The sequence below is a fragment of the Salipiger mucosus DSM 16094 genome, from assembly GCF_000442255.1.
Taxonomy (GTDB): Bacteria; Pseudomonadota; Alphaproteobacteria; order Rhodobacterales; family Rhodobacteraceae; genus Salipiger; species Salipiger mucosus.
Genome location: NZ_KE557276.1, coordinates 58,835 through 84,787, shown reverse-complemented (window position 1 = coordinate 84,787; position 25,953 = coordinate 58,835). Strand labels below are relative to the sequence as shown.

Annotated in this window: 25 protein-coding genes, 1 tRNA gene and 2 pseudogenes; 11 read left to right on the top strand and 17 right to left on the bottom strand. The window is 69.6% G+C overall.

The annotated features are described in order from the left end of the window. Positions 1 to 40: 40 nt before the first annotated feature. The 7 genes from SALMUC_RS12345 to hisD form a co-directional block, all read right to left on the bottom strand. On the bottom strand, positions 41 to 925 hold the full coding sequence (locus tag SALMUC_RS12345; protein WP_020039759.1) for a carbon-nitrogen hydrolase family protein: 885 nt from the start codon (positions 923 to 925) through the stop codon (positions 41 to 43). Between the two features lie 105 nt (positions 926 to 1,030). Next, positions 1,031 to 1,612 (bottom strand): GNAT family N-acetyltransferase, encoded by a 582-nt coding sequence (locus SALMUC_RS12340; protein ID WP_020039760.1) that lies wholly within the window; start codon positions 1,610 to 1,612, stop codon positions 1,031 to 1,033. Further along, the gene (locus tag SALMUC_RS12335) at positions 1,612 to 2,010 is read right to left on the bottom strand and encodes a ketosteroid isomerase-related protein (protein WP_021120318.1); all 399 of its coding nucleotides are present in this window, start codon (positions 2,008 to 2,010) and stop codon (positions 1,612 to 1,614) included. Before SALMUC_RS12335 ends, SALMUC_RS12340 begins: the two co-directional genes overlap by 1 nt. Next, positions 2,007 to 2,453, bottom strand: coding sequence for an arsenate-mycothiol transferase ArsC (locus tag SALMUC_RS12330; RefSeq protein ID WP_020039762.1), 447 nt, complete (start codon positions 2,451 to 2,453; stop codon positions 2,007 to 2,009). Before SALMUC_RS12330 ends, SALMUC_RS12335 begins: the two co-directional genes overlap by 4 nt. Position 2,454: 1 nt before the next feature. Continuing rightward, the gene (locus SALMUC_RS12325) at positions 2,455 to 2,934 is read right to left on the bottom strand and encodes a UPF0262 family protein (RefSeq protein ID WP_020039763.1); all 480 of its coding nucleotides are present in this window, start codon (positions 2,932 to 2,934) and stop codon (positions 2,455 to 2,457) included. Between the two features lie 78 nt (positions 2,935 to 3,012). Next, entirely contained in the window at positions 3,013 to 3,678 is a 666-nt protein-coding gene (locus SALMUC_RS12320; RefSeq protein WP_020039764.1) for a hypothetical protein, read from the bottom strand. Next, positions 3,671 to 4,972, bottom strand: a complete 1,302-nt coding sequence (gene hisD, locus SALMUC_RS12315; RefSeq protein ID WP_020039765.1) for a histidinol dehydrogenase — start codon at positions 4,970 to 4,972, stop codon at positions 3,671 to 3,673. Before hisD ends, SALMUC_RS12320 begins: the two co-directional genes overlap by 8 nt. A gap of 171 nt (positions 4,973 to 5,143) precedes the next feature. Between hisD and SALMUC_RS12310 the strand changes: the two genes are divergently transcribed. Continuing rightward, positions 5,144 to 5,539 carry a c-type cytochrome gene (locus tag SALMUC_RS12310; protein WP_020039766.1) on the top strand — a complete coding sequence of 132 codons (396 nt, stop codon included), beginning with the start codon at positions 5,144 to 5,146 and terminating at the stop codon, positions 5,537 to 5,539. 25 nt (positions 5,540 to 5,564) lie between these two features. Here the strand turns inward: SALMUC_RS12310 and SALMUC_RS31815 are convergent, their stop codons facing one another. The 4 genes and pseudogenes from SALMUC_RS31815 to SALMUC_RS30460 all read right to left on the bottom strand — a co-directional run bounded on the left by SALMUC_RS31815 (position 5,565) and on the right by SALMUC_RS30460 (position 7,479). After that, positions 5,565 to 5,744: a DUF2948 family protein gene (locus SALMUC_RS31815; RefSeq protein ID WP_021120315.1), complete on the bottom strand. Its 180-nt coding sequence runs from the start codon at positions 5,742 to 5,744 to the stop codon at positions 5,565 to 5,567. 92 nt (positions 5,745 to 5,836) lie between these two features. After that, positions 5,837 to 5,977: pseudogene (locus SALMUC_RS31810) on the bottom strand (DUF2948 family protein); the annotation flags it as partial. 53 nt (positions 5,978 to 6,030) lie between these two features. Beyond that, positions 6,031 to 7,302: a UDP-N-acetylglucosamine 1-carboxyvinyltransferase gene (gene murA / locus SALMUC_RS12300; protein WP_020039768.1), complete on the bottom strand. Its 1,272-nt coding sequence runs from the start codon at positions 7,300 to 7,302 to the stop codon at positions 6,031 to 6,033. A 3-nt stretch (positions 7,303 to 7,305) separates the two neighbouring features. Then, on the bottom strand, positions 7,306 to 7,479 hold the full coding sequence (locus SALMUC_RS30460) for a hypothetical protein (protein WP_020039769.1): 174 nt from the start codon (positions 7,477 to 7,479) through the stop codon (positions 7,306 to 7,308). 99 nt (positions 7,480 to 7,578) lie between these two features. Between SALMUC_RS30460 and SALMUC_RS12295 the strand changes: the two genes are divergently transcribed. The 6 genes from SALMUC_RS12295 to SALMUC_RS12270 all read left to right on the top strand — a co-directional run bounded on the left by SALMUC_RS12295 (position 7,579) and on the right by SALMUC_RS12270 (position 12,548). Continuing rightward, positions 7,579 to 7,653: transfer RNA gene (locus tag SALMUC_RS12295), tRNA-Thr, on the top strand. 194 nt (positions 7,654 to 7,847) lie between these two features. Next, complete coding sequence (locus tag SALMUC_RS12290) at positions 7,848 to 9,725, top strand: calcium-binding protein (RefSeq protein WP_021120314.1); 1,878 nt, start codon at positions 7,848 to 7,850, stop codon at positions 9,723 to 9,725. 100 nt (positions 9,726 to 9,825) lie between these two features. Beyond that, entirely contained in the window at positions 9,826 to 11,025 is a 1,200-nt protein-coding gene (locus tag SALMUC_RS12285; RefSeq protein WP_020039771.1) for a 3-deoxy-D-manno-octulosonic acid transferase, read from the top strand. A 38-nt stretch (positions 11,026 to 11,063) separates the two neighbouring features. Next, on the top strand, positions 11,064 to 11,525 hold the full coding sequence (locus SALMUC_RS12280) for an NUDIX hydrolase (protein ID WP_020039772.1): 462 nt from the start codon (positions 11,064 to 11,066) through the stop codon (positions 11,523 to 11,525). A gap of 62 nt (positions 11,526 to 11,587) precedes the next feature. Beyond that, on the top strand, positions 11,588 to 12,061 hold the full coding sequence (locus SALMUC_RS12275) for a DUF1178 family protein (RefSeq protein WP_020039773.1): 474 nt from the start codon (positions 11,588 to 11,590) through the stop codon (positions 12,059 to 12,061). A 22-nt stretch (positions 12,062 to 12,083) separates the two neighbouring features. Beyond that, positions 12,084 to 12,548, top strand: a complete 465-nt coding sequence (locus SALMUC_RS12270; protein WP_020039774.1) for an SgcJ/EcaC family oxidoreductase — start codon at positions 12,084 to 12,086, stop codon at positions 12,546 to 12,548. Between the two features lie 4 nt (positions 12,549 to 12,552). On the opposite strand, the gene SALMUC_RS12265 is transcribed toward SALMUC_RS12270, so the two are convergent. Together SALMUC_RS12265 and SALMUC_RS12260 are read right to left on the bottom strand one after the other, a co-directional pair. Next, positions 12,553 to 13,881, bottom strand: a complete 1,329-nt coding sequence (locus SALMUC_RS12265) for a PQQ-like beta-propeller repeat protein (protein WP_020039775.1) — start codon at positions 13,879 to 13,881, stop codon at positions 12,553 to 12,555. 35 nt (positions 13,882 to 13,916) lie between these two features. Then, positions 13,917 to 14,576 carry a hypothetical protein gene (locus SALMUC_RS12260; RefSeq protein WP_020039776.1) on the bottom strand — a complete coding sequence of 220 codons (660 nt, stop codon included), beginning with the start codon at positions 14,574 to 14,576 and terminating at the stop codon, positions 13,917 to 13,919. Positions 14,577 to 14,842: 266 nt separating this feature from the next. Here SALMUC_RS12260 and SALMUC_RS12255 point away from each other — a divergent pair. Both SALMUC_RS12255 and SALMUC_RS12250 read left to right on the top strand, forming a co-directional pair. Continuing rightward, positions 14,843 to 16,160: pseudogene (locus SALMUC_RS12255) on the top strand (efflux RND transporter periplasmic adaptor subunit). Then, positions 16,157 to 19,855: an efflux RND transporter permease subunit gene (locus tag SALMUC_RS12250; protein WP_020039778.1), complete on the top strand. Its 3,699-nt coding sequence runs from the start codon at positions 16,157 to 16,159 to the stop codon at positions 19,853 to 19,855. The pseudogene SALMUC_RS12255 and the gene SALMUC_RS12250 overlap by 4 nt, the downstream one beginning before the upstream one ends. A 12-nt stretch (positions 19,856 to 19,867) precedes the next feature. Here SALMUC_RS12250 and SALMUC_RS28915 read toward each other — a convergent pair whose 3' ends face one another. Continuing rightward, positions 19,868 to 20,026, bottom strand: coding sequence for a DUF2256 domain-containing protein (locus tag SALMUC_RS28915; protein ID WP_020039779.1), 159 nt, complete (start codon positions 20,024 to 20,026; stop codon positions 19,868 to 19,870). A 112-nt stretch (positions 20,027 to 20,138) separates the two neighbouring features. Further along, positions 20,139 to 20,336 carry a hypothetical protein gene (locus SALMUC_RS12245; RefSeq protein ID WP_020039780.1) on the bottom strand — a complete coding sequence of 66 codons (198 nt, stop codon included), beginning with the start codon at positions 20,334 to 20,336 and terminating at the stop codon, positions 20,139 to 20,141. A 115-nt stretch (positions 20,337 to 20,451) separates the two neighbouring features. Between SALMUC_RS12245 and pepN the strand changes: the two genes are divergently transcribed. Then, the gene (gene pepN / locus SALMUC_RS12240) at positions 20,452 to 23,001 is read left to right on the top strand and encodes an aminopeptidase N (RefSeq protein WP_020039781.1); all 2,550 of its coding nucleotides are present in this window, start codon (positions 20,452 to 20,454) and stop codon (positions 22,999 to 23,001) included. Positions 23,002 to 23,220: 219 nt separating this feature from the next. Here the strand turns inward: pepN and SALMUC_RS28910 are convergent, their stop codons facing one another. Next, a complete protein-coding gene (locus SALMUC_RS28910) occupies positions 23,221 to 23,907 on the bottom strand; it encodes an HNH endonuclease (RefSeq protein ID WP_217626332.1) in 687 nt (228 codons plus the stop codon). Between the two features lie 237 nt (positions 23,908 to 24,144). On the opposite strand from SALMUC_RS28910, the gene SALMUC_RS12235 reads away from it, so the two are divergent. Continuing rightward, positions 24,145 to 24,738 carry a hypothetical protein gene (locus SALMUC_RS12235; RefSeq protein WP_021120310.1) on the top strand — a complete coding sequence of 198 codons (594 nt, stop codon included), beginning with the start codon at positions 24,145 to 24,147 and terminating at the stop codon, positions 24,736 to 24,738. A 70-nt stretch (positions 24,739 to 24,808) separates the two neighbouring features. Here the strand turns inward: SALMUC_RS12235 and SALMUC_RS12230 are convergent, their stop codons facing one another. After that, on the bottom strand, positions 24,809 to 25,729 hold the full coding sequence (locus SALMUC_RS12230) for a lytic transglycosylase domain-containing protein (protein ID WP_021120309.1): 921 nt from the start codon (positions 25,727 to 25,729) through the stop codon (positions 24,809 to 24,811). Between the last annotated feature and the right edge of the window lie 224 nt (positions 25,730 to 25,953).

Below are 25,953 nucleotides of genomic sequence, written 5' to 3'. Positions count from 1 at the left end.
ATCATATGCGCCCATTGCGAACGATTTTCAAGGGTTCATATCACCTGAGGTCCCGCAAGATGGCAGGGCGGTCACGCCCGGCCTGCTCGTCCCAGTGGGTGCGGTTGAGCACGACGCCATCCTCGCGAACCCGCGCCACGGCGTCAAGGTCGAGCTCGGCATAGGTCCAGCCGGGCACGTCCAGCGCCCCCTCGGCCAGCACGCCCGTCGAAGGAAAGCCCTTGTCCGGCGGGCCGAAGACGCCCCCTGCCCCGCGGCTCGTGTCGACCGACTCGGACCAGTCGCAATCGCCCACGGTCGAGGCCATGACCGTCACGCACTGCTGTTCCAGCGCCCGCGCCATCGCGCCGATGCGCACCCGCCAGTAGCCCGCCAGCGCCTCGGTGGTCGAGGGCACGAGGATCAGCTCGGCCTCGCTCAGCGCGCGGGCCAGCAGCGGGTACTCGCTGTCGTAGCAGATCAGGATGCCGATCCGGCCCAGCGCCGTGTCGAAGAGGCTGAGCGGCCCGCCCGGCACGACGCCCCAGTCCTCGCGCTCGAAGCGGGTCATGATCTGCTTGTCCTGCACGCCCACGGCGCCCCCGGGCGTGAAGACACGCGCGCGGTTCACCGGGCGCGGCCCGATCTCCGGATCGAAGACCGGCGCCGAAGCCGCGAGGATGTGGACGTCGTGACGCGCGGCCAGTTCGGCGTGCAGCGCGTCGGCCGCGGGGATCCGCTCGGAGACCGCGTGCAGCGAGGCCTCGAGATCGAGCGCCACCTCGCGGCCCGCGAGCGTCGCCAGCTCCATCGCGCCATACTCGGGAAAGACCAGCAGGTCGGCGCCCTCGCCCGCCGCCTCGGCCACCCAGGCCGCGATCTTGTCGGCATAGGCCTCCCAGCCCTCGAGGAAGTCCATCGGGTAGGCGGCGGTGGCGATCTTCATGAGGGGGGCCTTCTGTTCTGGCGGGGTTTGAGGGCTCTGCCCTCTGCCGCGCTGCGCGCGGCATTCACCCGGCGTATTTGGCGGAAAGATGAAGGACGGGGCGGGCTAGAGAGGGCGGCTCCAGAATTGCAGCTCGTGGTCGGTCTCGGCGGGCTGGTCCACGTCCTTCCAGCGGAAGGTGGCGGTGACGCCGGGCAGCGGCGCATAGCCGCGCTTGCGCCAGAAGGGGTCGAGCGGGGCATGATCCGCCGGCCGCAGCGGGTGTTCGGCGGGGCGCAGCACGCCGCAGAAGGCGCTGATCCTGCGGCCCATGGCGCGGGCATGGTCCTCGCGCAGGTCGAAGAAACGGTGGCCGATGCCCCGGCCGCGATAGCCGGGCAGCAGCACGGATTCGGCGCAGTAGAAGATCTCCTCGAGCGGCATCCCCGTGCCCTCGAAGGCGGCGGCGAAATCCTCGGCGTGGTCCTCCATCGGCGTGCCCGTAGCCGCGCCCACCAGCCGGTCCCCGTCGAAGGCGCCCACCAGCACCGCGCCGGGGCTCTCGCGGTAGGTCTGCAGGTAGTCGCGTTCGTAGGCGACATCGCCGTCGTAGAGGTAGGGAAAGTCGCGGAAGACCGTGATGCGCAGGCGCGCCACCTCGTCGAGCGCCGCGTCCAGCGCGGGCCCCGTCAGCACCTCGACCCGCATCAGGAGACCTGCGCCGTCCAGTCGGCGAGGTTGTAGTAGGTCACCACGCGGGCGATCTTGCCGTTCTCGACGGTAAAGAACGATCCCGCCGGCAGGCGGTAGGTCTGGCCCTGCGCCTCGGGCAGGCCCTCGTCGGTCTGCAGGTAGGTGCCGTTGACCACGTATTCGGCGGCGGCGCGCGTGCCGTGCTCGGCCTCGAAGACCACCATGTCGGTCAGCCGCTCGTCGTAGCAGCGCGCCATGTGATCGCAGAAGGCGGCGAAGGCCTCCTTGCCGCGGCGGATCTGCCCCTCGTTGACGTGATGCGCCACGTCCTCGGCAAGGCAGTCCAGCATCGCGGCGGTGTCCTTGGCGTTGAAGGCCGCGAAATAGCGGGCGATCAGGTCGGTGGTGCTCATGGCGTTCCCCATTTCTCTTCGAGCCGTTCGCGGATCTGGTCCCGCGTCTGGCGATAGGCCTCGAGCTTGGCCTCGCGGGTCTCGCCGAGGCCCGTCGGGTCCATCACCGGCCAGTATTCCACCTTGAGGTGGTAGAATCGCGTCAGGTCCAGCGCCGCGCGCTGCGAGGCCGGCGACATCGCGACGATCAGGTCGAACCCCGAGAGCGCCTCGCCCATCTCCTCGAGCTCCTCGAAGCTGCGCGAGCGGTGGCGGTCGAGCTCGACCCCGATCTCGCGGCAGACCGAGATGGCGAAGCCGTCGATCTCGAGGTCGTTCACCACGCCCACCGACTGGACGTAGGCGTCCGTGCCGTAGAGCTTCTTCATGATGCCCTCGGCCATGGGCGACCGCACGGCGTTGTGGTCGCAGCAGAAGAGCACCGATTGCGGCAGAGACGCCACGTCAGGACCCGTAGTGCAGCACGCAGATGAGGGTGAAGAGCCGGCGCGCGGTGTCGTCGTCGACCTCGGCCTTGCCCTCCAGGCGCTCGCGCAGGATGCGCGCGCCCTCGTTGTGGATGCCTCGGCGGGCCATGTCGATGGTCTCGATCTGGCTGGGTGCGGCGGTCTTGACCGCGTCGAAGTAGCTCTTGCAGATCTGGAAGTAGTCCTTGACCACCTGCCGGAAGGGCGACAGCGAGAGGTGGAATTCCGCGGCCTTCTCGTCGCCCTCGGTGGCGACGTCGAAGACAAGCCGGCGCTCGCGGATCGACAGCCCCAGCTTGTAGGGCCCGGGCAGCACCTCGCGCCCGTCGCGGGCGGGCAGCGAAAAGCTGTTGTCTTCCATGAGATCGAACATGGCGACGCGGCGCTCCTGCTCGATCTCCGGCGTGGGCGGCGGGAGATTCGCGTCGTCCAACTCGATATGCGCGATGTGGCTCATGGGCACTGGTCCTTCACCGGATGCGAAAGGCTTAGCGCGTGCGCGGGCGCGCCGCAATGCGGCCGGCGCCCGGCCGGTTCATCGCAGAACGAGCCCCGCCAGCATCAGCGCCAGCCCGGCAAGCTGCGCGGCAAAGGTCGCGCGGCCGGCGGCGGTGCCCGGCATCGGCGGGTAGAGGCGCACGAGGAAGGGCATGAACACCAGCTGGAACAGGATGTAGCCCTCCGACAGGCCCTCCTCGCCGGCATCGGCCATCATGCCGATCACCAGCAGCAGCGCCAGCGGCGGCACACCCGCGTAGAGCAGCGGGCCGAGGCGGCGCCCACTGAAGGGGCGCCTCAGATCGAAGCGCCCGCCACCGTCGGCGGGTTTCGCGCGGCCGGCCGCCACCATCGCGACGAGGCCCAGCACGGCGCCGCCCGCGACGCCCGCCACCAGGCCGTGCGGCAGTCCGGGGCTGCCGTCCCATGACTGAAGCGCGAAGTAGGCGCCCAGAAAGCAGGCGAACTGGCCGACGAGGCCGATCCTGTGCGACGCTCGCGCCCGGCCGCCCGAGACGCCCAGCAGCGCCGCCTGCAGCGCGCCGAATCCGAAGAGCCCCAGCGCGCCGGCATAGACCGCGCGCATCGGGCGGTTGTCGACCGCGCCCTCGCCCCCGGTCACGGCCCAGAGCACCGCCGCCATGCCGAGGCCGGCGAGCAAGGGCGCGAAGGCGCCGAGACGTGTCGCCAGTCGATTAGCCATTGAGCTTGCGCAGCCTTGCGGTGACGCTCAGCCCGTGGGCCTGCAGGCTTTCCGAGGCCGCCAGCCGCTCGGCCGCCGGGCCGATGGCCTGCAGCGCGCCGGGCGACATCCGCGCCATGGTCGTGCGTTTGAGGAAGTCCAGCACCGACAGCCCCGACGAGAACCGCGCCGAGCGCGCCGTGGGCAGCACGTGGTTCGGGCCGCCCACGTAGTCGCCGATGGCCTCGGGCGTCCACTGCCCGAGGAAGATCGCGCCGGCGTGGCGGATGCGCCCGGCCAGCGCATCGGGATCGGCCACGCAGAGTTCGAGGTGCTCGGGCGCCACACGGTCCGAAAGCCGCGCCGCCTCCTCGAGATCGCGCGCGAGGATGACCGCGCCGAAGTCGCGCCAGCTTGCCCCCGCGATGCTGCGGCGGTCGAGCGTCTCGAGGTGGCGTTCGACCGCCTCGGTCACGGCCTTGCCGAAGCCTTCATCCGTGGTGATGAGGATCGCCTGCGCACTCTCGTCGTGCTCGGCCTGGCTCAGCAGGTCGAGCGCGATGAAGTCGGGGTCGTTGTCGGCATCGGCGATGACGAGAATCTCGGAGGGGCCCGCGATCATGTCGATGCCCACCTTGCCGAAGACGCGCCGCTTGGCCGCCGCGACATAGGCGTTGCCCGGCCCGGTGATCTTGTCGACGGGCGCGATGCTCTGCGTGCCGTAGGCCAGCGCCGCGATGGCCTGCGCGCCGCCCACGCGGTAGATCTCGTCGACCCCGGCGATGCGCGCGGCCAGCAGCACCAGCGGATTCGCCTGGCCGTCGGGCGTGGGCACCGTGATGCACAGCCGCTCTACCCCCGCCACCTTGGCCGGGATCGCGTTCATCAGCACCGAGGAGGGGTAGCTCGCCAGCCCGCCCGGCACATAGAGCCCTGCCGCCGCCACAGGCGTCCAGCGCCAGCCCAGCGTGGCGCCCTCGGGGTCGGTCCACTGCGCGTCGTCGGGCATCTGCCGCACGTGGTAGGCGCGGATGCGCTCGGCGGCACGCTCCAGAGCCGCGCGGTCCTCGGCCGGAACCTTCGCGATTTCCGCGTCCATCTCGGCCCGGGTGAAGGCCAGCCCGTCCGGGGCCAGCGACAGCCGGTCGAAGCGCTCGGTCAGGTCGATCAGCGCCGCGTCGCCGCGCGCGCGGACGTCGGCGATGATCCCGGCGACGGCTTCGTCGACGTCGGGGCTGTCCTCGCGCTTGGTGGCGAGAAGCTGCGAGAACTGGATGTCGAAATCCGCCTCGGCGGTGTCGAGAAAGACGGGCATGCGGGTCTCCTTGTCGGTCCTCTGCTTAGAGCCATGCCGCCGCGCGCTCAAGTCGTTGAGGCCGCTCATCACTCGGCGCCCGAATGACAGCCGTCACGGAACGCGTCGCCGCGCTCGGGTAAAATCGCCCTGTCGGCATGCCTTCGTGCCGGGAGCATAGGGAGACGGACCATGAGACTGCATCGAATCGGAGCCTACCTGTTCGCGATGGGGATGGCCGCGGCTGCCGCGGCCCAGAGCGCGGGCGAGGCGGAGTACATGAACGCCTGCGCGTCCTGCCACGGCGCGGAGGCCAAGGGCGACGGACCGCTGGCCGAGTTCCTGACGGTCGAGGTTTCCGACCTGACGCAGATCGCCGCGAGAAACGACGGGGTCTTTCCGCTGATCGACGTCATCCACATCATCGACGGGCGGACCGGCGGCCGCCCCCATGGCGACCCGATGCCGGTCTGGGGCCAGCGCTTCAAGGAAGCGATGGGTGAAGCCGGCCCCTACGCGAGCGAGATCGTTGTGCGCGGGCGCATCCTGTCGCTGGCCTACTACATCGAGTCGATCCAGGCGGAATGAGGCCCGACAGGCGGCGGTGCGCGCCTCATTCCGGGTGGCGCGGCGCCTTGCCCGAAATGGCCTCGTAGGGGCGCGTGACATCGCGCAGGCGCAGTTCCAGCGCCTCGACGTCCGCGCGCAGCACCCCGTCGCCCGCAAGGGTAAAGAGCAGACGGCCGGCGCCCTCGGCGCCGGGCTCGAAGGCCACGGAGAGGATCGACAGCACCGTCGTCGCGTTCCGACAGGTCCAGACCCTGGCGTCGCGACGTGCACCACGTTCTCGACGCTCAGCATCGCGCGCACCCGCTCGGGCGGATCGGCGTGCAGGCCGTCCTCGCGACGCAGCCGGTTGACCAGCAGCGCCAGCCGCTGGTGCCGCTTCTGCCAGGCCACGTCGGAGAGCGTCAGCACCGAATCCTGCAGCAGCGCCGAAAGCACCTGCAGGTCCTCGGGGTCCATGGCCGCCAGGTTGAGCGGCCGCCCGCCCGCGTCCTCGAATCGCGCGTCATCGGTCATTCCGCCGGCACCCTCTCGATCTTCGCGCCCACGCCCGAGAGCTTGCGCACGACGTGCTCGTATCCGCGGTCGAGGTGGTAGACGCGGCTGACCTTCGTCTCGCCCTCGGCCGCGAGGCCCGCCAGGATCAGCGAGACGCTCGCCCGAAGGTCGGTCGCCATCACCGGCGCGCCCTTGAGCTTCTCGACCCCGGTGACCCTGGCGGTCCCGCCCGAGACGTCGATGCTCGCCCCCATGCGCATGAGTTCGGGCGCGTGCATGAATCGATTCTCGAAGATCTTCTCCTCGAGCACGCTGGTCCCCTCGGCGGTGCAGAGCAGCGCCATCATCTGCGCCTGCAGGTCCGTCGGAAAGCCCGGGAAGGGCTCGGTCGTGACATCGACCGCCTGGATGCGCCCGTTCTTGCGCGCCACCTTGAGGCCCGCGTCGGTTTCCTCGACCGAGATGCCGGCCGCGTCGAGCCGTTCGCAGAAGGCCTCCAGCAGGTGGATGCGGCCGCCCAGGCACTCGACCTCGCCGCCGCAGACGGCGGGGGCCAGCATGTAGGTGCCCAGCTCGATCCGGTCGGTCACCACGCGGTGCGTGGCACCGCCCAGCCGGTCGACGCCCTGCACCTCGATCTCGTGCGTGCCCTCGCCGCTGATCTGCGCGCCCATCTTGCGCAGGCACTCGACTAGGTCCACGATCTCGGGCTCGCGCGCGGCGTTCTTCAGCACACTCGGCCCCTTGGCCAGCACCGCCGCCAGCAGCGCGTTCTCGGTCGCCCCGACCGAGACCAGCGGGAACTCGACCACGCCGCCCTGCAGCCCGCCGCGCGGCGTGCGCGCATGCACGTAGCCATCGCGCAGCTCCATCTCGGCGCCCAGCGCCTCCATCGCGCGCAGGTGCAGATCCACCGGCCGCGCGCCGATCGCGCAGCCGCCCGGCAGCGAGACCTCGGCATGCCCTTCGCGCGCGAGCAGCGGGCCCAGCACGAGGATCGAGGCACGCATCTTTCTCACGATGTCATAATCGGCGCGCGTGCTGGTCAGCGCGTGGCTCGACAGCGCGAGCACCTGCCCGTCCTGCAGCGCCTGAACCTCGGCGCCCAGCGACTGCAGCAGCGTGGTCATCGTGCGGATGTCGGAAAGCCGCGGCGCATTCGTGAGCGTCAGCGGCTCGTCCGAGAGCAGCGTCGCGGGCATGAGGGTAAGGCAGGCGTTCTTCGCGCCGGCGATGGGAATCTGCCCGGAGAGCGGGCCGTTTCCCGTGACGATGATCGAATCCATGCCTCAGCTGTCCTTTTCTTCGCTGCTCGTGACGCGGTCGTCCGCGGCGTCCTCGGCCCCCTGCGCGCGGGCCTTCGCCTGTGCCTTGCGGCGCGCGAGGTTGGTCTTGAGCGCCGCCTTGAGCCGCGTCTCGCGGGTGTTGTCCTTCGGGGGACGGTTGCCTGTCTTGCGCTCCATGGGCTCTCTTTAAAGCAGGGTGAAAAAAGCGTCCAGATTGCGCTTGCACCCCCGCGCGATTGCGTCTAATCACCCGCCACGCCAAACAGGGCGCCCGGCGCTGCCGTAGCTCAGGGGTAGAGCACTCCCTTGGTAAGGGAGAGGTCGAGAGTTCAAATCTCTCCGGCAGCACCACTTTCCAGCACCTCCCGAATCATACGCACCAAGGCACCGCCAGGGTCCCTGCGCGCGCGAGCGATCGTACGAATTGCTCCGAATCCTTACCCAAGGTAACCTCCCGCCATTGATTGAAGGCCGGTTGCCGCGCCCGTCCCCTCGGACCGGGCGCGCGTTGCAGGCGGTCGATTTTTTCGGCAGGGGATTCTTTCATGGCATTGATCGAAGGCGACAGCACCAGCGAATTTCTCGAGGGCACGAACGGCAACGACGTCATCCGCGGCTTCGGCGGCGACGACGAGATTCGCGGCCTTGCCGGCAACGACAGGCTGGAGGGCGGCGACGGTGGCGACACGCTCGACGGCGGGGCCGGCAATGACAGCATGTTCGGCGGCACGGGCGTCGACTGGTTCCGCGAAAGCGCGGGCGACGACACCTTCAACGGCGGCGAGGGCCGCGACCGCCTCGACTACCGCGAGGCGGTGGCCGGCATCTCGGCGAATCTCGCGACCGGCGTCGCGACCGATGGCACCGGCGGCACCGACACGCTGATCGACATCTTCCGCCTCATCGGCTCGGAGTTCGACGACGTGATGCGCGGCGACGACCTGCACAACAGCTTCACCGGCGAAGGCGGCGACGACCTCATCGACGGGCGCGGCGGCTGGGACTTCGTCTACTACGGCCGCGCCGGCGCCGCGGTCACCGTCGATCTCGACAGCGGCGTCGTCACCGGAGGCGAAGGCAACGACACCCTGCGCGGCATCGAGGGGCTCTCGGGCAGCGCCTTCGCCGACGTGCTGCTCGGCAACGCGGACGACAACTATTTCCAGCCCGACGTCATCGACGGCGGCGGCAGCGCCGGAACCGGCGGCGCCGACACCATCGACGGGCGCGGCGGCCTCGACGAGGTCAGCTACGAAACCTCGCCCGCCGGGGTCGAGGTCGACCTCGGGGCCGGCACCGCGCACGACGGATTCGGCTTCGTCGACAGCCTCAGAAACGTCGAAGGGGTCTGGGATTCGCCCCACGACGACGAAATCACCGGCACCGATGGCCCGAACGTGTTCCGGGACACCGGCGGCAACGACAGCATGCTGGGCCTCGACGGGGACGACGTGTTCATCAACCTCGGCGGCGGGCTCGACACCTACGTCGGCGGCGCCGGCAGCGACACGCTCGTGACCGATCTCACCGGCCTCGCGCTGAACGTCCTGCGCTTCGACGCAATCGCCGGCACCCACGGGCGCGACGGCGCCCCCGCCGGGGCGCTCGACACTGTCGACGGGATCGAGAACTTCTCCATGATCGGCGACTGGAACGGCATCCTGGTCGGCGACGATGGCGCCAACAGCCTCGTCTCGGATGCTGGCGACGATACGCTCACCGGCAACGACGGCAACGACACGCTCTCGGGCGGCGGCGGCGCGAACGTGATCGACGGAGGTCCCGGCCGCGACCTGCTGGACTTCGCCGATGTCGAGGGACGCGCCTTTGCCGATCTTCGCATCGACCAGCGCGGTGCAGCCTTTCTGCGCTTCTACGACGTGGGCCAGCCCCAGGGCGACACCTACGCCGGGATCGAGGATATCGCCGGCGGCGACTGGGCCGACAACCTGCGCGGCGACGGCGGCGCAAACCATCTCGCGGGCGGCGGCGTGTCGGACCGACTCTACGGTCGCGCGGGCGACGATCAGCTCGACGGCGGCACCGGGGCCGACGCGCTTTACGGCAACACCGGGGCCGACGTAATGACGGGCGGCCCGGACGAGGGCCGACGCGACCGCTACATCTATTTCCAGGCCGAGGAGTCGGGCACCGGCGCGGGCAACCGCGACGTCATCACGGATTTCGTCGCCGGCGAGGACCGGATCGAGTTGTCGCGCTTCGACGCGGACACCACGCAGGGCTTCAAGCAGGCCTTCGACTTCATCGGCGATGCCGCCTTCTCCGCCGCCGGCCAGCTCGGCTATCGGCACGAAGGCGGCAACACCATCGTGCAGGCCGACTTCGACGGCGACGGTGCGGCGGACTTCGAGATCGAGCTCGGCGGCGTGATGGACCTGAGCGCAGGCGACTTCCTGATCTGAGCGCCCGACCGGCTGGCGACCCAAGGCGCGATCCCGCCCGCGGGCTTGTGTCGCGCCCCTGCGCCCCGTAAGCCGCATGGCGTGCCCGGGAAGGATCGCCATGCCCCTCTACCGCCTGCTGGTCTCGCTCTTCGCGCTCTGGACGCTCGCCCGTGCGGCGCTGCGCGGTGATGGCACGGCCCTGCGCGAGCGGCTGGCCTTCGGCCCGGTGGAGCCCGGCCCGCACCTCTGGCTGCACGCCGCCTCCAACGGCGAGCTGGCCTCGGCCCGCCCGGTGATCGAGGCGCTGCGCCGCGCGCGGCCCGACCTCGCGATTCTCGTGACCTGCAATTCGGCCACCGGCGTGGCGCTCGCCCGCGACTGGGGGCTGACCGCGCGGCTCGCGCCGCTCGACCTCGCGCATGTCGCGCGCCGCATGCACCGGCGCTGGCAGGTCACCGCGCATGTCGCGATGGAATCCGAGCTCTGGCCGCACCGCGTGCTGACCTGCCCGGGTCCCGTGCTGGTGCTGGGCGGCCGGCTCAGCGCGGGCACCGCGCGCGGCTGGCGCGCCTTCGGCGCACTGCAGCGCCGCGTGCTCGGGCGCCTCGCCTGGGTCTCGGCGCAGGACGCCGCCTCGCTCGAACGCTACCGCGAGGGCGGCCTGCCGCCCGAAGCCGCGGGTCCCGTCGTGGATCTCAAGTCCTTCTACGCCCCGCCCGACCTGCATGACCCCGCGCTCGAGCAGGCCTTCGTGCGGGGCAGCACATGGCTCGCCGCCTCGACCCACCCCGGCGAGGAGGAGATCGTCCTCGATGCCCACCGACGCGCCCGCAGGCAGGAGCCGGACCTCCGGCTCATCCTCGCCCCGCGCCACCCGCGCCGCGCGGACGAGATCGAACGCATGATCGAGGCCGCCGGGCCGAGCTGCGCCCGCCGCAGCCGGGGCGAGGCACCAAGGGCCGAGGTCTACCTCGCCGACACGCTGGGCGAGATGGCCCTCTTCTATCCGCTGGCGGGCCGGGTCTTCATCGGCGGCACGCTGACCGACCGCGGCGGCCACACACCCTACGAGCCCGCCGCCTTCGGCGCGGCCCTGCTGCACGGGCCGGACGTGGCCAACTTCCGCGCCCCCTTCGCGGCGCTCGATGCCGCGGGTGCCGCCCTGCCCGTCGAGAACGCCGCCGGGCTGGCGCAGGCCCTCGGCGAGCTGCGCGCGCCCGCCGAGCAGCAACGCCTCGGCGCCGCCGCACAGGAAACGCTGGCATCGGGGCAGGATGTCGAATCCCTCGTCGCGGAGGTGCTGCAACGGGTGGACTAGGGCCCCGCCCTGGGTCAGTTTGCGACCAAGGGGGCGCCATGACCAAGCAACCCAAACACGAGCAGCTTTTCTCCAACGCACCGGATCAGGTCCCGCACCTGCAATATGCCGCCCTGTGCTACCGCAGGCGTGGCGGCAAGCTGCAGATTCTCATGATCACCAGCCGCGGCGGGCGGCGCTGGACGCTGCCCAAGGGCTGGCCCATGCGCGGCCGCACTCCCGCCGAGACCGCCGCCCGCGAGGCCTGGGAAGAGGCCGGCGTGCGCGGCACGCCCGCGCGCAATTCGGTCGGCGGCTACACCTACCGCAAGCGCAGCACCCGGCAGACCCACCTTGCCATGGTCTTCCCGATCGAGGTCAGCAAGCTGGACAAGCGGTTCCCCGAACGCCGGATCCGCAAGCGGCGCTGGGTCAGCCGCCGCCGCGCCGCCGAAATGGTGGCGCAGCCCGATCTCGCGCAGCTGCTCCTGCGCTTCGATCCCGATAACCTTGGCCGTTAAGAGACCTTGAACTCGCCCTTGCCATGTTTACTTTGGGTCCAGCCTTCAGACAGGCGTGAAAGATGATCAATTACTCCCTGAAATGCGGTGCGGACCACCGCTTCGACAGCTGGTTCCAATCCGCCGAGGCCTTCGACAAGCTGCAATCGGCCGGCATGGTTGCCTGCGCGATCTGCGGCTCGACCGACGTGCAAAAGGACCTCATGGCGCCCAGCGTCAGCTCGCGCCGCAAGGACGGCGCGCCGCCAGAGGAGAGCGCGCAGCAGGACGGCGGCGACGAGGCGCCCGCGCCCGGCCCGCTCAGCGAGCCGGCCTCTCCCGCCGAACAGGCGCTGCGCGCCCTGCGCGCGCAGGTCGAGGCGAACTCCGATTACGTCGGCCGCGACTTCGCCCGCGAGGCGCGCGCGATGCACTCCGGCGAGGCGCCGCAGCGCGCCATCTGGGGCGAGACCCGCGGCGACGAGGCCAAGGCATTGATCGAAGAGGGCGTGCCCGTCACGCCCCTGCCCTTCCGGCCGACGCGAAAGAACAACTGATGCGCGCCGCGACCGGCTCCGCGTGAGCGACCCGCGCCTTCCGTCCGATCCCGGCGACTTCCCCGCCGCCTTTGCCCGCGCATGGGCCAGTCGCGAGGGCGCCGAGATCGCGGCGCTCTTCACCGAGGACGCTGATTTCGTGAACGTCACGGGCCTCTGGTGGCACGGCCGCGCGGCCATCGCCGCGCCGCACGACTACGCCTTGAAAAGCTTCTTCTCCGAGACGTCCCTGCGCATCGGCCGCTGCGAGGTGCGAATGCTGGGCCCCGACCACGCGCTCGTCCGCGCCCGCATCCACCTCAAGGGCCAGCGCACGCCCGATGGCGGCACCGCCGACCCGCGCCAGACCATCTTCCTGTTTGTTCTGCAACGCGATGTCAGTGGCTGGCGCGCGGTCAGCGCCCAGAACACCGAGGTCAGCCCGGGAAAGGAAACCCACCTGTCAGAAGGCGGCGGGCACCGCGCGGTGGACTACCGCGCGGAGTGACGCCTCAGCGGTAGGCGACCAGCCGCCCGTCTCCGGTCGCGAGGTAGAGCACCCCGTTCGCGATCGCCGGCCGCGTCGTCGCACCGCCGGGGATCTCGACGGCCGAGAGGAGCGCGCCGTTCTCCGGGTTGAAGCTGCGCAGCGCCCCGTCGGAGGAGGCGACGATCAGCCGTCCGCCCGCCAGCACGGGGCCATGATGCGCATAGGCCGAGTCGCGCCGCTTCTGCGGACGCCGCACCGGCTCGTAGCCGGGCAGATCCACCGCCCAGACCTGCTCGCCGGTGGCGGCGTCGAGGCGGACCAGTTCGTTGCGGTCGGACACCAGGAAAACCGAATCTCCCGCCGGCCAGACCGGCCCGCGCGCGCCAAGGTCCGCGGTCCAGAGACGTTCGCCGTTCTGAAGCTGCAGCGCCACCATGCGGCCCGAATGGTTGCCCACGTAGACGCGGTCGCCGTCGATCAGCGGATCGCCGGTGATGTCGTCCACGGTCGAGATGGCGTACCCGCTGCGCTTGCCCACCACGTCGGCGTTCCAGACCCGCAGGCCGCCCTGCCGGAAGGCCCCCTGCACCGCGCCCGAGCCGAAGGCGAAGATCGCGTATTCGTCGCTCACCGCGGGCGCCGGGGCGCCGGCCACGTTGTTGATGTTGTCCGGCGTCTCGAGCTGCCAGCGGATGCGGCCGCTGTCGGCCTCGATCGCCCAGCCGCGCGAATCCGCCGAGGTCACGTAGACCAGCCCACCGAAGGCCGTCGGCGCGCCGGTGGCCGTGCCGCCCAGCTTCTGGGTCCAGATCTCGGCCCCCGTCGCCGGGTCCAGCGCGGCCAGCCGGCCGAAGCCCGAGGCGACGTAAAGACGTCCGTCCGCCGCGGCGAGACCGCCGCCCTGCGCCTGGTAGGCAGCGTCGCGCAGCGGGACCATACTCTTCTGCCAGAGCAGCTCGCCCGAGGTGGAAAAGGAACTCAGCGTGTGATCGGCGTCCATCGCGAAGATGCGCCCGCCCGAGACCACGGGATCGACGTTCAGCCGCTTGCGGCGGGTGTCGCCCTCGCCCAGCTCGACCGAGAAGACGCGCGACAGCGCGCCGTTCAGTGCCGGGTGATCGACCCGCGCGAATTCCGAAACGGGGCTCTGAGCCCAGTCAGCATTGCCACGCGTCGCGGACAGCGCGATGGCGCGGGCCGTGTTCGGCGGTGTCGGCGCGTCCGACAGCGCCGCGTCCTGCAGGACCTCGCGCGTGCCCAGCCGTTCGCCGGGCAGGATGACCTCGCGCTCCCCGCAGGCCGCCAGGATCGTGAGCCCGACAAGCCCCGCCGAAATCGTGGTGATGCGCACGTTCCTGCCCCCGTCTTCTGCCGTTGCGCGCCGGTTCACCCGGCCTCTTCGGGCGCGCCGCCCAGCGCCACAATCAACTGAGACGCCCGCTGGCGCAAGCCCGGCGTCACCTCGGAATCCTCGACGATGCGGCCCAGCCGTTCGACCGCGGCATCGCCCTCGCCCTGCTCGACCTCGAGCAGCGCGAGCTGTTCCTCGGCCAGCAGTCGCAGCGGACGGCCCGGCGTCGCAAGGGCCTCGAGCCGCTGGCGCCGGTCCTCGACCGACATCGCCTCGCCCGCGCGGGTCACCGCCTTGAAGGCCGCGATCTCGCGGTAGATCTCGGGGACCTCGCCGTTGCCGGCCACGCCTTCCAGCGCCGAGACGGCGGCGTCCTCGTTGCCCGCCGAGGCCCGTTCGGCGGATTCCAGCATCCGCAGCACCGCCGCGCCCTGCGCCCCCGGCGCCTCGACCGAGGCCAGCGCCTCGGCGCGCGCCTCGGGATCCTGGGGCTCAAGCGCTGCAAGGATGGCGTCGCCAAAGGCCTGCGCCTCGGCCCGGTCGCGCGAGGCGGCGTATTCGCGCCAGGCCGCACCCGCCACGATCAGCACGACCAGCAGGATCGCGATCCAGCCGTAGCGCCGCATCATGCCGAAAAGCCGGTCGCGACGGACCTCTTCGGTCACCTCGTCGATGAAGCTGTCTGTCTCGCTCAATTTGGCCTCGCTCGCTCGATTTGCCCCCTCTTACAGTGGCGGGCCGGGCGTGCCAAGGCGTCTCGCCGGGGCGAAAATGCACCGCTCCGCGACAGCCCGACGCAATCTCCTCTACGAACTTGAAGGAATCCCCGGCAGCGCTTAAACTGAACCAAGCAGTTCAGTTGGGCGCCACAGACGAAGGCCGCGCGTTCGGGGGGACTGCCCGACCCGTACAAGTGAACCACCGTCTGCTGCCTCGCGTACTTCGTAGTAAAGGTCATGAAATGCGCATCATCTCGATCCTCGCCGCGGTCATCGTCGCCGCCGTGCTCTACGCCGTTGTGATCGAACGCGACCGGCTGCTCGACTGGGCCCAGCGGATCGCGCCCGCCGAAGGCCCCGAGACGGCCGCCGCCGAGGCCCCGGAAACCGTGGCGCCCGAAACCGCCGATGCGCCCGAAGCCGAAGCCGAGGCGGACGAGCCCCGCGTCGTGCGCGTCATGGCGATGCACTCCACCGCGCAGGAGATCGACGACGCCGTCGTCACCAGGGGCGAGACGCAGGCCTCGCGCGAGGTCACGGTCATGGCCGAGACCAGCGGCCGCATCGTCAGCGCCCCGCCGTCCCAAGGGCAGCCTCGTGACCGAGGGCGAGCTGCTGTGCGAACTCGACCCCGGCACCTCGGGCGCCTCGCTCGCCGAGGCGCAGGCGCAGCTGGCACAGGCCCGCGCCCAGCGCCCGCAGGTCGAGGCGCGCATCCCCGAGGCCGAGGCGATGCTCGAACAGGCCCGTGCTCAGGTCGAGGAAGCCGAGATCAACCTCACCGCCGCCGAGGAACTGTCGCAGGGCGGCTTCGCCTCGCGCACCCGCGTCGCCTCGGCCCGCGCCGCCCAGCGCACCGCCGAGGCCGCCGTCAGCAGCGCCGAGGCCGGGTTGAAATCCGCCCAGTCGGGGCTCGAGGGCCTCGAGGCGCAGATCGAAAGCGCCCGCGCCGCCGTCGCCCGGGCACAGACGGTGGTCGACAACCTGACCATCGAGGCGCCCTTCGGCGGCGTGCTGGAAAGCGACACCGCCGAGCTGGGCGCGCTGATGAGCGTTGGCGCCCCCTGCGCGACCGTGCTGCAGCTCGACCCGGTCAAGCTCGTGGGCTTCGTCCCCGAGACCGACGTCACCCGCGTCGAGACCGGCGCCCGCGCCGGCGCCCGGCTCACCGGAGGGCAGCAGGTCGTGGGCGAGGTCACCTTCGTCTCGCGGCAGGCCGACGCCACCACCCGCACCTTCCGGGTCGAGGTCACGCTGCCCAACCCCGACCTCGCGCTGCGCGCCGGCCAGACCGCCGAAATCGCCATCGAGGCCGAGGGCGCCAAGGCGCATCTGCTCCCGCAATCCGCGATGACCCTCGACGACACCGGCGCCATCGGCATCCGCGCCGTCTCGGACGAGGGCACCGCCCGCTTCATGCCCGTCACCGTGCTGCGCGACACCCGCGAGGGCATCTGGGTCGCGGGCCTGCCCGACGAGGTCGACGTCATCACCGTCGGCCAGGAATACGTCACCGACGGCGTCACCGTCGACGCATCCTTCGAGGAGGTCCTCCAGTGACCGGCATCGTCGACTGGGCCGCCACGCGGGCGCGCATGGTCCTGGCCTTCATCGTGCTTTCGATCGCGGCGGGCGGCTACGCCTACTGGACCCTCCCCAAGGAGGGCGAGCCCGACATCGAGATCCCCGCGCTCTTCGTCTCGGTCCCCTTCCCCGGCATCTCGGCCGAGGATTCCGAGGCCCTGCTGGTGCGCCCGATGGAGACCGAGCTGTCGGACATCGACGGGCTCAAGACCATGTCGAGCACCGCCGCCGAGGGCTATGCCGGCGTGGCGCTGGAATTCGAGTTCGGCTGGAACAAGACCGAAACCATGGCCGAGGTCCGCGACGCCATGAGCACCGCCGAGGCGGATTTCCCCGAAGGGGCCGAGACCTACACGATCAACGAGATCAACTTCTCGGAATTCCCGATCCTCATCGTCTCGCTCACCGGCCCGATCCCCGAGCGCACCATGGCACAGGTCGCCAAGGACCTGCAGGACGAGATCGAGGGCCTCGACGCCGTGCTCGAGGCCGGCATCGCGGGCAACCGCGACGAAATGCTCGAGGTCACCATCGACCCGCTCAAGCTGGAGTCCTACAACGTCACGGCGGGCGAGCTGATCAACGTCGTGCAGAACAACAACCTGCTCGTCGCGGCGGGCGAGGTCGAGACCGACCGCGGCGCGTTCTCGGTCAAGATCCCCTCGAGCTTCCACGACCCGCGCGACGTCTACGACCTGCCGGTGAAGGTGAACGGCGACCGCGTGGTCACGCTCGGCGATCTCGCGACGATCCACCTCACCTTCGAGGACCGCGCCGGCACCGCGCGCTTCAACGGCGACACGACGGTCGCGCTGCAGGTGGTCAAGCGCAAGGGCTTCAACGTCATCGACACCGCGCAGGCCGTGCGCGAGACGGTCGACGCCGCCCGCGCCGACTGGCCCGACGAGCTCAAGGCGGCAGTCACCGTCACCGCCTCGAACGATCAGTCGCGCATCGTCGAGTCGATGGTGAAACAGCTCGAGGGTTCGGTGCTGACCGCCATCGCGCTGGTCATGATCGTGGTGCTGGCCGCGCTCGGCACCCGTGCGGCGCTGCTCGTGGGCTTCGCGATCCCGACCTCCTTCCTGCTCTGCTTCGTGCTGCTGGCCGCGATGGGCATCACCATCTCGAACATCGTGATGTTCGGCCTGATCCTCGCCGTGGGGATGCTGGTCGACGGCGCCATCGTCGTGGTCGAATACGCCGACAAGCGCATCGCCCAGGGCACCGGCCCGATGCACGCCTACGTCGAGGCCGCCAAGCGCATGTTCTGGCCCGTGGTCTCCTCGACCGCGACGACGCTCTGCGCCTTCCTGCCCATGCTCTTCTGGCCCGGCGTCGCGGGGCAGTTCATGGGCATGCTGCCGGTCACGCTGATCTTCGTGCTCTCGGCCTCGCTGGTGGTGGCGCTGGTCTACCTGCCGGTCATGGGCGGCGTCACCGGGCGCTTCTCGCGCAGCCTGCACCGCGCCTCGACGCGCCTGCGCCGGGCGCTGCCCGCATGGCCGCTGCGCGCGGCGCTGGTGCCCGTCACCCTGCTGGGCATGTTCACCGGCGCCATGCTGGTGCTGAACCCCGACTTCCTCGGCGTCACGCCCCTGTCGGGCTACACGGCGCGCCTGCCCGGCGTCGCGGTCTTTCTCGCCTTCGCGGTCGCGGCCTCCGTGGCGCTCGACGCGGCCAAGCTGGAGCACCGCCGCAAGCGCATCCGCGGCCGCTACCGCCGGCGGCCCTTCGGGCGGCTGATCTGGGCGCTCACCGCCAACCCGGTGATGCCGCTGGTCACCATCGGCGCGGTGATCTTCTTCGTCATCTCGGTCTTCAGCTACTACGGCGAGAACAACAACGGCACCGAGTTCTTCCCCCCCACCGAACCCGAGCAGGCGCTGCTCTACGTCCGCGCGCGCGGCAACCTCTCGATCCAGGAAAAGGACGCGCTGGTGCGCCGCGCCGAGGAGATCGTGCTGGCCCACCCCGGCATCGAGACGGCCTTCTCCTTCGCCGGCGACGGCGGGCTCGAAACCAACACCGGAGGCGCCCAGCCGCCAAAGGACACCATCGGCCAGATCCAGATCGAGACCGTCCCCTGGGAAGACCGCCGCGACCGTCCCGAGCTCGACGGCGACCGCGTGCTGGCCGAGATCACCGACCGGCTCGACGCGATCCCCGGCATCAAGACCGAGATCATCAACCTCGCCATGGGGCCCTCCTCGGCCAAGCCCGTGCACCTGAGGCTCAGCGGCGACGACTGGGAGGACCTGCTCGCCGCCACCGCCACCGCCCGCGAACGTTTCGACGCCCTGCCCGGCCTGCGGCTGGTCGAGGACACCCGCCCCCTGCCCGGCATCGACTGGCAGATCGATGTCGACGTCGAAAAGGCCGGCCGCTACGGCGCCGACGTCGCAACCGTGGGCGCCATGGTCCAGCTCGTCACGCGGGGCGTCCTGCTCGACACCATGCGCGTCGAAAGCTCCGACGAAGAGATCGAGATCCGCGTCCGCCTGCCCGAACAGGACCGCGTGCTCTCTACCCTCGACAGCCTGAAGGTGCGCACCAACGACGGGCTCATTCCGCTGTCGAACTTCGTCACCCGCCAGCCGGTCGAGAAGCTGGCCGAGATCAGCCGCGTCGACCAGACCCGCACCTTCGACCTCAAGGCCGCCGTGGCCGAGGGGCTGGTGAAATTCACCGGCGAGGGCGAGGTCCGCGGCTACGGCCGCGAGGACGCGGACGGCACCCTGCAATTGGGCGACACCCGCTACGCGGTCACGCAGACCGCCGGGGACACCGAGACCGACACGCTCTCGCGCATGGCCGCGGCGGGCGCGCTGTCCGCCACACCCGTCACGCCCACCGACCGGATCGACATGCTGACAGGCTGGCTCGAGAGCGATCCCTTCGCGGGCGACATCGGCTGGGAATGGACCGGCGACCAGGAGGAACAGGCCGACAGCCAGGCCTTCCTCGCGCAGGCCTTCACCGCGGCGCTGGCGCTGATGTTCATCATCCTGCTGGCGCAGTTCAACAGCTTCTACAACGCGGTGCTGGTGCTGCTGGCGGTGGTGCTGTCGACCGCGGGGGTCTTCATCGGGATCCTCGTGCTGGACCAGACCTTCTCGACGATCATGTCGGGCACCGGCGTCGTGGCGCTGGCGGGTATCGTCGTGAACAACAACATCGTGCTCATCGACACCTACCAGGACTACGCCCGCTACATGCCCCGGATCGAGGCTATCATCCGCACCGCCGAGGACCGCATCCGCCCGGTCTTCCTGACCACGGTGACCACCATCGCGGGCCTCGCGCCGATGATGCTGGGCCTCAGCCTCGACTTCTTCGCCGGGGGCTACTCGGTCGACTCGCCCACCTCGCTGATGTGGAAGCCGCTGGCGGCGGCGGTGGTCTTCGGTCTCGCCATCGCGACGGTGCTGACGCTGGTCTTTACCCCCGCAATGCTGGCGCTGAGGGTCTGGTTCACCACCTACCTGCACTGGATTGCCCGGGCGCTCGCCGCGCTCTCGCTGGGCCGGCAAAGCCGCGCCGCCCGCGACTGGGCGCTCAACCGCGCCGCGCGCGGCGTCCGCGCGCCGGAAATCGTCTGGGACGAAGCGCCCGACCGTCAGGACATCGCGCCCGCGCCGGGCACGCCCACGGTCCGCGCCGCCGAGTAGCGGCCCGGGCCCCTACCCGGAGGCGGCCCTGCCCGCCTTCGGCTTCACGCGCCGGCACCGGTCCGAGCAGTAGCGCACCTCGTCCCAGACCTTCGCCCACTTGCGGCGCCAGGTGAACGGGCGCCCGCAGGTGGCGCATGTCTTGGTCGGCAGGTCGGATTTGCGGCGCATTCCCATGAGGCCGCATGATGGGGCATCCCGCGCCCCTGTCCAGTCGGATCCGCGCACGAAAAAGCGGCGCAACGCCACGCGCTGCGCCGCTTTTTCCGCGATGGGCGGCCGATCACTCGGTCGCCGCCGCCTCGCTGCCGGTGGCTGCCGGGGTCTCGACGGTCGCGCCGTCCTCTGCCGGGTTCAGCGAGTAGAACGCGAGCCATCCCACGAACAGCAGGGCAACCACGATGAGAGCGCCCCAGATGCCCCAGAGCGACGGACGATGCGCCCGTTCCTGGTTGCGAACATTGGTGTCGGGTGCCGACATGGATACCTCCTGTACTACATCAGCCCGCAGCGCGGTTGCCGCTGCGGGTTCAGGGGCATAACACTGCGTCGGACCCCCATGTTCCGTCCCCTCACGGGGTCGAGAGGAGAGAGTGATGAAAGACGCCAGCCCCCAGACCATCCACCTTGCGGACTACACGCCCTTCGGCTGGACGGTCCGGGACGTGCACCTCACGGTGAAACTGTCGCCCCGCGCGACCCGCGTCGTCGCCCGCATCCACTTCGCCCCGCGCGGCGATGCCCCCGCGCAGGATTTCTTCCTGCATGGCGAGGAGCTGACCCTCCTGCGCGCCGCCATTGACGGCGCCGAGGTCACCCCCGAGATCACGCCGCAGGGCCTGACCTGCCCGGTGCCCGACGGCCCCTTCCTTTGGGAGAGCGAGGTCGAGATCGCCCCCGCCGACAACACCGCGCTCGAGGGCCTCTACATGTCGAACGGCATGTACTGCACCCAGTGCGAGGCCGAGGGCTTCCGCAAGATCACCTACTACCCCGACCGCCCCGACGTGATGGCCACCTTCACCGTGCGCATCGAGGGCGACGAGCCGGTCAAGCTCTCGAACGGCAACCCCGCCGACAGCGGCGCGGGTTGGGCCGAGTGGCACGACCCCTGGCCCAAGCCTGCCTACCTCTTCGCCCTGGTCGCGGGCGACCTGCGCAACCACCCCGGCAGCTTCACCACGAAGTCCGGCAAGGAGGTCGAGCTCAACATCTGGGTCCGGCCCGGCGACGAGGGCAAATGCGCCTTCGGCATGGAGGCACTCAAGAAGTCCATGACCTGGGACGAGGAGGTCTACGGCCGGGAGTACGATCTCGACATCTTCAATGTGGTGGCCGTCGACGACTTCAACATGGGCGCGATGGAGAACAAGGGGCTGAACATCTTCAACTCCTCCTGCGTGCTGGCCTCGCCCGAGACCTCGACCGACGCCAACTTCGAGCGCATCGAGGCGATCATCGCGCACGAGTATTTCCACAACTGGACCGGCAACCGCATCACCTGCCGCGACTGGTTCCAGCTCTGCCTCAAGGAGGGGCTGACGGTCTACCGCGACAGCCAGTTCACCAGCGACATGCGCTCGGCCGAGGTCAAGCGCATCTCCGACGTGATCGCGCTCCGCGCCCGCCAGTTCCCCGAGGACCAGGGCCCACTCGCCCACCCGGTGCGCCCCGAGAGCTTCCAGGAGATCAACAACTTCTACACCGCGACGGTCTACGAAAAGGGCGCCGAGGTCATCGGCATGCTCAAGCGGCTCGTCGGCGACGAGGAGTATTACAAGGCCCTCGACCTCTACTTCGAGCGGCACGACGGCGACGCCGCCACGATCGAGGACTGGATCCGGGTCTTCGAGGATGCCACCGGCCGCGACCTGTCGCAGTTCAAGCGCTGGTATTCGCAGGCGGGCACCCCGCGCCTCTCGGTCTCCGAGGACTTCAGCGAGGGGACCTATACCCTCACCTTCCGCCAAACCACGCCGCCCACGCCCGGCCAGCCGGACAAGGCGCCGCAGGTGCTGCCCATCGCCGTGGGCCTGCTGAACCCAAACGGCCACGAGGTCGTGCCGACCACCGTGCTCGAGATGACCGAGGCCGAGCAGAGCTTCACCTTCGAGGGGCTCTCGGCCAAGCCCGTCCCTTCGATCCTGCGCGGCTTCTCGGCGCCCGTGGTGCTCGAACGCGACAGCGCGCCCGAGGAACGCGCCTTCCTGCTCGCGCATGACACCGACGCCTTCAACCGCTGGGAATCCTCGCGCGATCTCGCCCGCGACTGCCTCGTCGCCATGGTGACCGAGGGCGCCGCCCCCGACACCGCCTGGCTCGACGGGCTCGAGCGCGTGATCCGCGACGACACCCTCGACCCGGCCTTCCGCGCGCTGATGATGGGCGGGCCCACCCAGTCGGAAACCGCGCAGGTGCTGCACGAACGCGGCCACGTGCCCGACCCCGACGCCATCTGGGATGCGCACGAGAGCCTGCGCCAGGCCATGGCCGAGCGCTGGCAGGACCTGCTGCCCGCGCTGGCCGAGGAGGCCCGCGTGACCGAGGCCTACCGGCCCGACGCGGCGCAGTCGGGCAAGCGCGCGCTGGGATCGGCGGTGCTCGCGCTGCAGACCCGCCTCGACGGCGGCAAGGCGGCCGAAGCGCAGTTCGCCTCGGCCGACAACATGACGCTGCAGCTCTCGGCGCTCGCCTGCCTCGTGCAGGCCGGCCGGGACGAGGCCGCGCTCAGGGCCTTCCACGACCAGTGGCAGGACGACCGGCTGGTGATGGACAAGTGGTTCGCCCTCCAGATCGCGGCCACCACGCCCGACAAGGCGCCCGAGCGCACCGCCGCCCTGACCGAACATCCGGCCTTCGACTGGACCAACCCCAACCGCTTCCGCTCGGTGCTGGGCGCGCTGGCGATGCACCACACGGGCTTCCACGCCAAGGACGGGCGCGGCTACAAGCTGCTGGCGGACTGGCTCATCAAGCTCGACGCCAAGAACCCGCAGACCACGGCGCGCATGTGCTCGGCCTTCCAGACCTGGAAACGCTACGACGCGGACCGCCAGGCCCTGATGAAGGCCCAGCTCGAACGCATCGCCGCCCGCCCGGGCCTCTCGCCCGACACCGGCGAAATGGTCTCGCGGCTGCTGTCGTGATGCGGTGAAGTTTTAGAACAATAAGAGGCAGCCTCAACTCATTCGGGGCTGCCTGTACTCCACGTACTTGCGTCGCCGTTAAGGCTGTGCTTAGGCGCTCCAGCGGCAGGAACAAGTCGCATCCACACCGTTCCATGAGCTAGTATAATGAATCTGCGTCTTAAATCGCCTTCCTTCGCAAGAACTTGCATCCAGGCGATGCGAAAATGATACTGCAACTCATTGTCTCACGGCTCCAAATCTGTTTTTCAATTCTTTTAGCCCGATCTGCCCAACCTCCCGGTCTCTCATCCATGCGTGCGCTAAACGATGGCAGTTCGCGCAAATGGCAATGAGGTCGTCTTCGTCGCTTTGCCGAACCCCTTGCGAAAGCGGCAATAGATGATGCGCTTCAATAACATTCTTCCCAATGCAACCATATTTCTTGGCGTAGTCTACGCCACAAACTTCGCAGACCCCTTGAGCATGTTCTCGAACTCTCCGGGCGAGCTTTTGATTGCGTTCATACCTCCTATGAAGTTTTAGATATTCCGCTCCTTCTGAGCGACCAGCCTTGCCTCCGGAGCCTTCCTTGCGGTTCAATAACGGCAGGCCATCGTGAAAGTGAAATCTAATCTTGTCACCGGGCCTGCAGTCCTTCAAAGCATCGATTAAATTGGCACTATTAAACGTCAGCTCTTTTCCACTTGTTATCCCGCAGGCGAATGGTATGGGCGCATGCTTTTTGGGAAATTCTGCGTAACCTTTCACTTTGCGACCATCTTCGGCCCAACCGGCAAACTGTTCGTTCGACAGACTTAGTCCGAATGTCTTTCGGTTAGGGTTATGAACCTCATAGGCAACAATACCGTCTTCTTCAATCCAAGGCGTTCCCACCCGACGACCACTGCTTGACTTCTTGTTCATCTTCACCCCTTTCATTCAAATGGGTATTCCACTGGCAACGGCAACCAATAGCGTAGCAGGATCCCACTTATCAATCAAAACTCCCCTCATTTATCAGAAGAACTCATAGCATTGGGGATATTCTGGTCCACAGTTTTGCCCTGTTTTTGTTGCCATTATGGTCGTTCACTAGTCACTTGTTTCGACGCTGTAGGTCCACTAGCCTGACCTTGGCTGTTATTGCGTCGCGAGACCTCCGTGCCGTTCCCGCAGGGCCCGCTCGCCGGGGCCAGCGTGATGTTCGTCTTCATCGACAGCCTCGTGCAGCGCGACGCAGAGGGAAAGCCGCTCTCGCCGGCCAGCCGCCGCGCGGTGGCGCTGGTCTCGCTCGGCAAGCAGGACGGCGGCGACGCGGTGCGCCTCTACGTCCTGCGCATCTACACGACCACGCCCGGGGTCGATCCCTACGGCGTCAACGTCGCGGCCGAGATCGCGCGAACCCTCACCGTCGAGGGCCCCGCCAACGGCGGCCGCCAGCGCAGCGACGCCTGGGCGGTCACGCTGCCCGACGGCGGCACGCTCGAGCTGGACCTCGGTTACACGACCGGCAACCGCAACTGGACCCCCGGCGAGGCCTTTCCGCACTCGGCCAGCGAGCCGGAGTTCTCGCGGATCTACCGGTTCCGTCAGCTCGTGGACCTCGTGGCCAGCACGCCGCTCGGCAAGCCCGCCTCCGGCGAATTCAGCCTGACCGGCAGCGGTCCCGGGCTCTCCGCCCTGCTCGACGGCACCGAAGAGATCGTCGCCGTCATGGACGTGCCCGTCTACGTGCGCGAGATCTCCCTGCCCTGACCACACACCGGGGCAACGAAAAGGGCCGGCGCCTCACGGGAGCCGGCCCTGTCGTGTCAGATGCGGCGCCTCAGCGCGCGGAATAGGCCGGGTGCGTCCTGTCGTAGTCCGAGGGATCGGCGTGGCCCGAGGTGGCGATCACCTCGTCGGTCGCGGGCGAGGCCGGGCGCGGCGTCAGCGAGCGCATCTTCGGCCGGTCCGAAACACCCTCGGCCATGAGCTGGGGCACGTCGATCTCCTCGGGGCGCGAGACCGGGCGCAGCGAGCGCGGCAGGCCCTTGCAGTAGGGCTGGCTGCGCGTCCAGGCAATCATGTCCTCGCGCTTGACGCTCGAGTGGAACGGGCCCCAGTCGGCGGCCACGCCGCGCATGTTGCGGCTGACCACGCGGTCGCGCGCCACGGTCTTGGCCATGATGCGCAACCCGCAGGAGAGGTTCTTGTGCGGGTCCTTGAGCGCCGCGCCGGTGCGCGCCTCGCAATCGTAGAGCCGCGCGGTCGATGGCAGGATCTGCATCAGCCCGAACCACAGACCGCCGCCGCCCACGACGCGCGGGCGCCAGGTGCTCTCGTGCTTGGTCAGCGACGAGACCAGCCCCAGCCAGAAGGCCTCGCGGCTCGCGCGGGTGCCGCTGGCGTAGGAGGGGCACCAGGTCGAGATGTCCTCCGGCGTGATCTCCGGCAGGCGGCTGGCATGGCCGCGCAGTGCCGACAGGACGGTCAGCGACCAGCGCCGGCGTTCGCCGCTGTCCCCCCAGCGGGCCTCGGGAACGACCATGACGCGTCGCGCGACCGGTCGCGGGGACCGGGCGACGGCATTGACGGTTGGCGCGACCTCGGAGGGCGCGCCGGCGAAGGGCGCGACCGCGACGGGCACCGTCATCTGGGCGGCCGTGCCGGCCAGAAGCGGCGCCGGCAGCACGGCCAGCGCGATGGATAGGAGTCGTGGCAGCAACATGGCGCGGACCATGCCCCAGCGCTGACGTTCGGGCAAGCCAGGCGCCTTGACGCATCGGCGAGTCTTTGCCAACGCGGGCGCAAACGCCCTTTCGGCTCCGCCGTCTCGCCCTCACCCTGCCCCAATCGGGGAAGAGAGTCGGCTTCATGAAATTGTCCCTCAACATCCCGGCGATGGCCGCGTTTTCCCCGCGCCGCGCCGCGCCCACCGCGGCGGCCCCGGGCCCCGCGGCGCCGGATGCCCCCGGCCCTGCCCCCGAT

Bases quoted from the DNA above. Each gene is read 5' to 3' on its own strand.
- SALMUC_RS12245 (WP_020039780.1), bottom strand. From the start codon at position 20,336: ATGTCGGCACCCGACACCAATGTTCGCAACCAGGAACGGGCGCATCGT.
- SALMUC_RS12290 (WP_021120314.1), top strand. From the start codon at position 7,848: ATGGCATTGATCGAAGGCGACAGCACCAGCGAATTTCTCGAGGGCACG.
- SALMUC_RS28910 (WP_217626332.1), bottom strand. From the start codon at position 23,907: ATGAACAAGAAGTCAAGCAGTGGTCGTCGGGTGGGAACGCCTTGGATT.
- pepN (WP_020039781.1), top strand. From the start codon at position 20,452: ATGAAAGACGCCAGCCCCCAGACCATCCACCTTGCGGACTACACGCCC.
- murA (WP_020039768.1), bottom strand. From the start codon at position 7,302: ATGGATTCGATCATCGTCACGGGAAACGGCCCGCTCTCCGGGCAGATT.
- hisD (WP_020039765.1), bottom strand. From the start codon at position 4,972: ATGCCCGTCTTTCTCGACACCGCCGAGGCGGATTTCGACATCCAGTTC.
- SALMUC_RS12285 (WP_020039771.1), top strand. From the start codon at position 9,826: ATGCCCCTCTACCGCCTGCTGGTCTCGCTCTTCGCGCTCTGGACGCTC.
- SALMUC_RS12325 (WP_020039763.1), bottom strand. From the start codon at position 2,934: ATGAGCCACATCGCGCATATCGAGTTGGACGACGCGAATCTCCCGCCG.
- SALMUC_RS30460 (WP_020039769.1), bottom strand. From the start codon at position 7,479: ATGGAGCGCAAGACAGGCAACCGTCCCCCGAAGGACAACACCCGCGAG.
- SALMUC_RS28915 (WP_020039779.1), bottom strand. From the start codon at position 20,026: ATGCGCCGCAAATCCGACCTGCCGACCAAGACATGCGCCACCTGCGGG.
- SALMUC_RS12275 (WP_020039773.1), top strand. From the start codon at position 11,588: ATGATCAATTACTCCCTGAAATGCGGTGCGGACCACCGCTTCGACAGC.
- SALMUC_RS12310 (WP_020039766.1), top strand. From the start codon at position 5,144: ATGAGACTGCATCGAATCGGAGCCTACCTGTTCGCGATGGGGATGGCC.
- SALMUC_RS12280 (WP_020039772.1), top strand. From the start codon at position 11,064: ATGACCAAGCAACCCAAACACGAGCAGCTTTTCTCCAACGCACCGGAT.
- SALMUC_RS12320 (WP_020039764.1), bottom strand. From the start codon at position 3,678: ATGGCTAATCGACTGGCGACACGTCTCGGCGCCTTCGCGCCCTTGCTC.
- SALMUC_RS12340 (WP_020039760.1), bottom strand. From the start codon at position 1,612: ATGCGGGTCGAGGTGCTGACGGGGCCCGCGCTGGACGCGGCGCTCGAC.
- SALMUC_RS12345 (WP_020039759.1), bottom strand. From the start codon at position 925: ATGAAGATCGCCACCGCCGCCTACCCGATGGACTTCCTCGAGGGCTGG.
- SALMUC_RS12335 (WP_021120318.1), bottom strand. From the start codon at position 2,010: ATGAGCACCACCGACCTGATCGCCCGCTATTTCGCGGCCTTCAACGCC.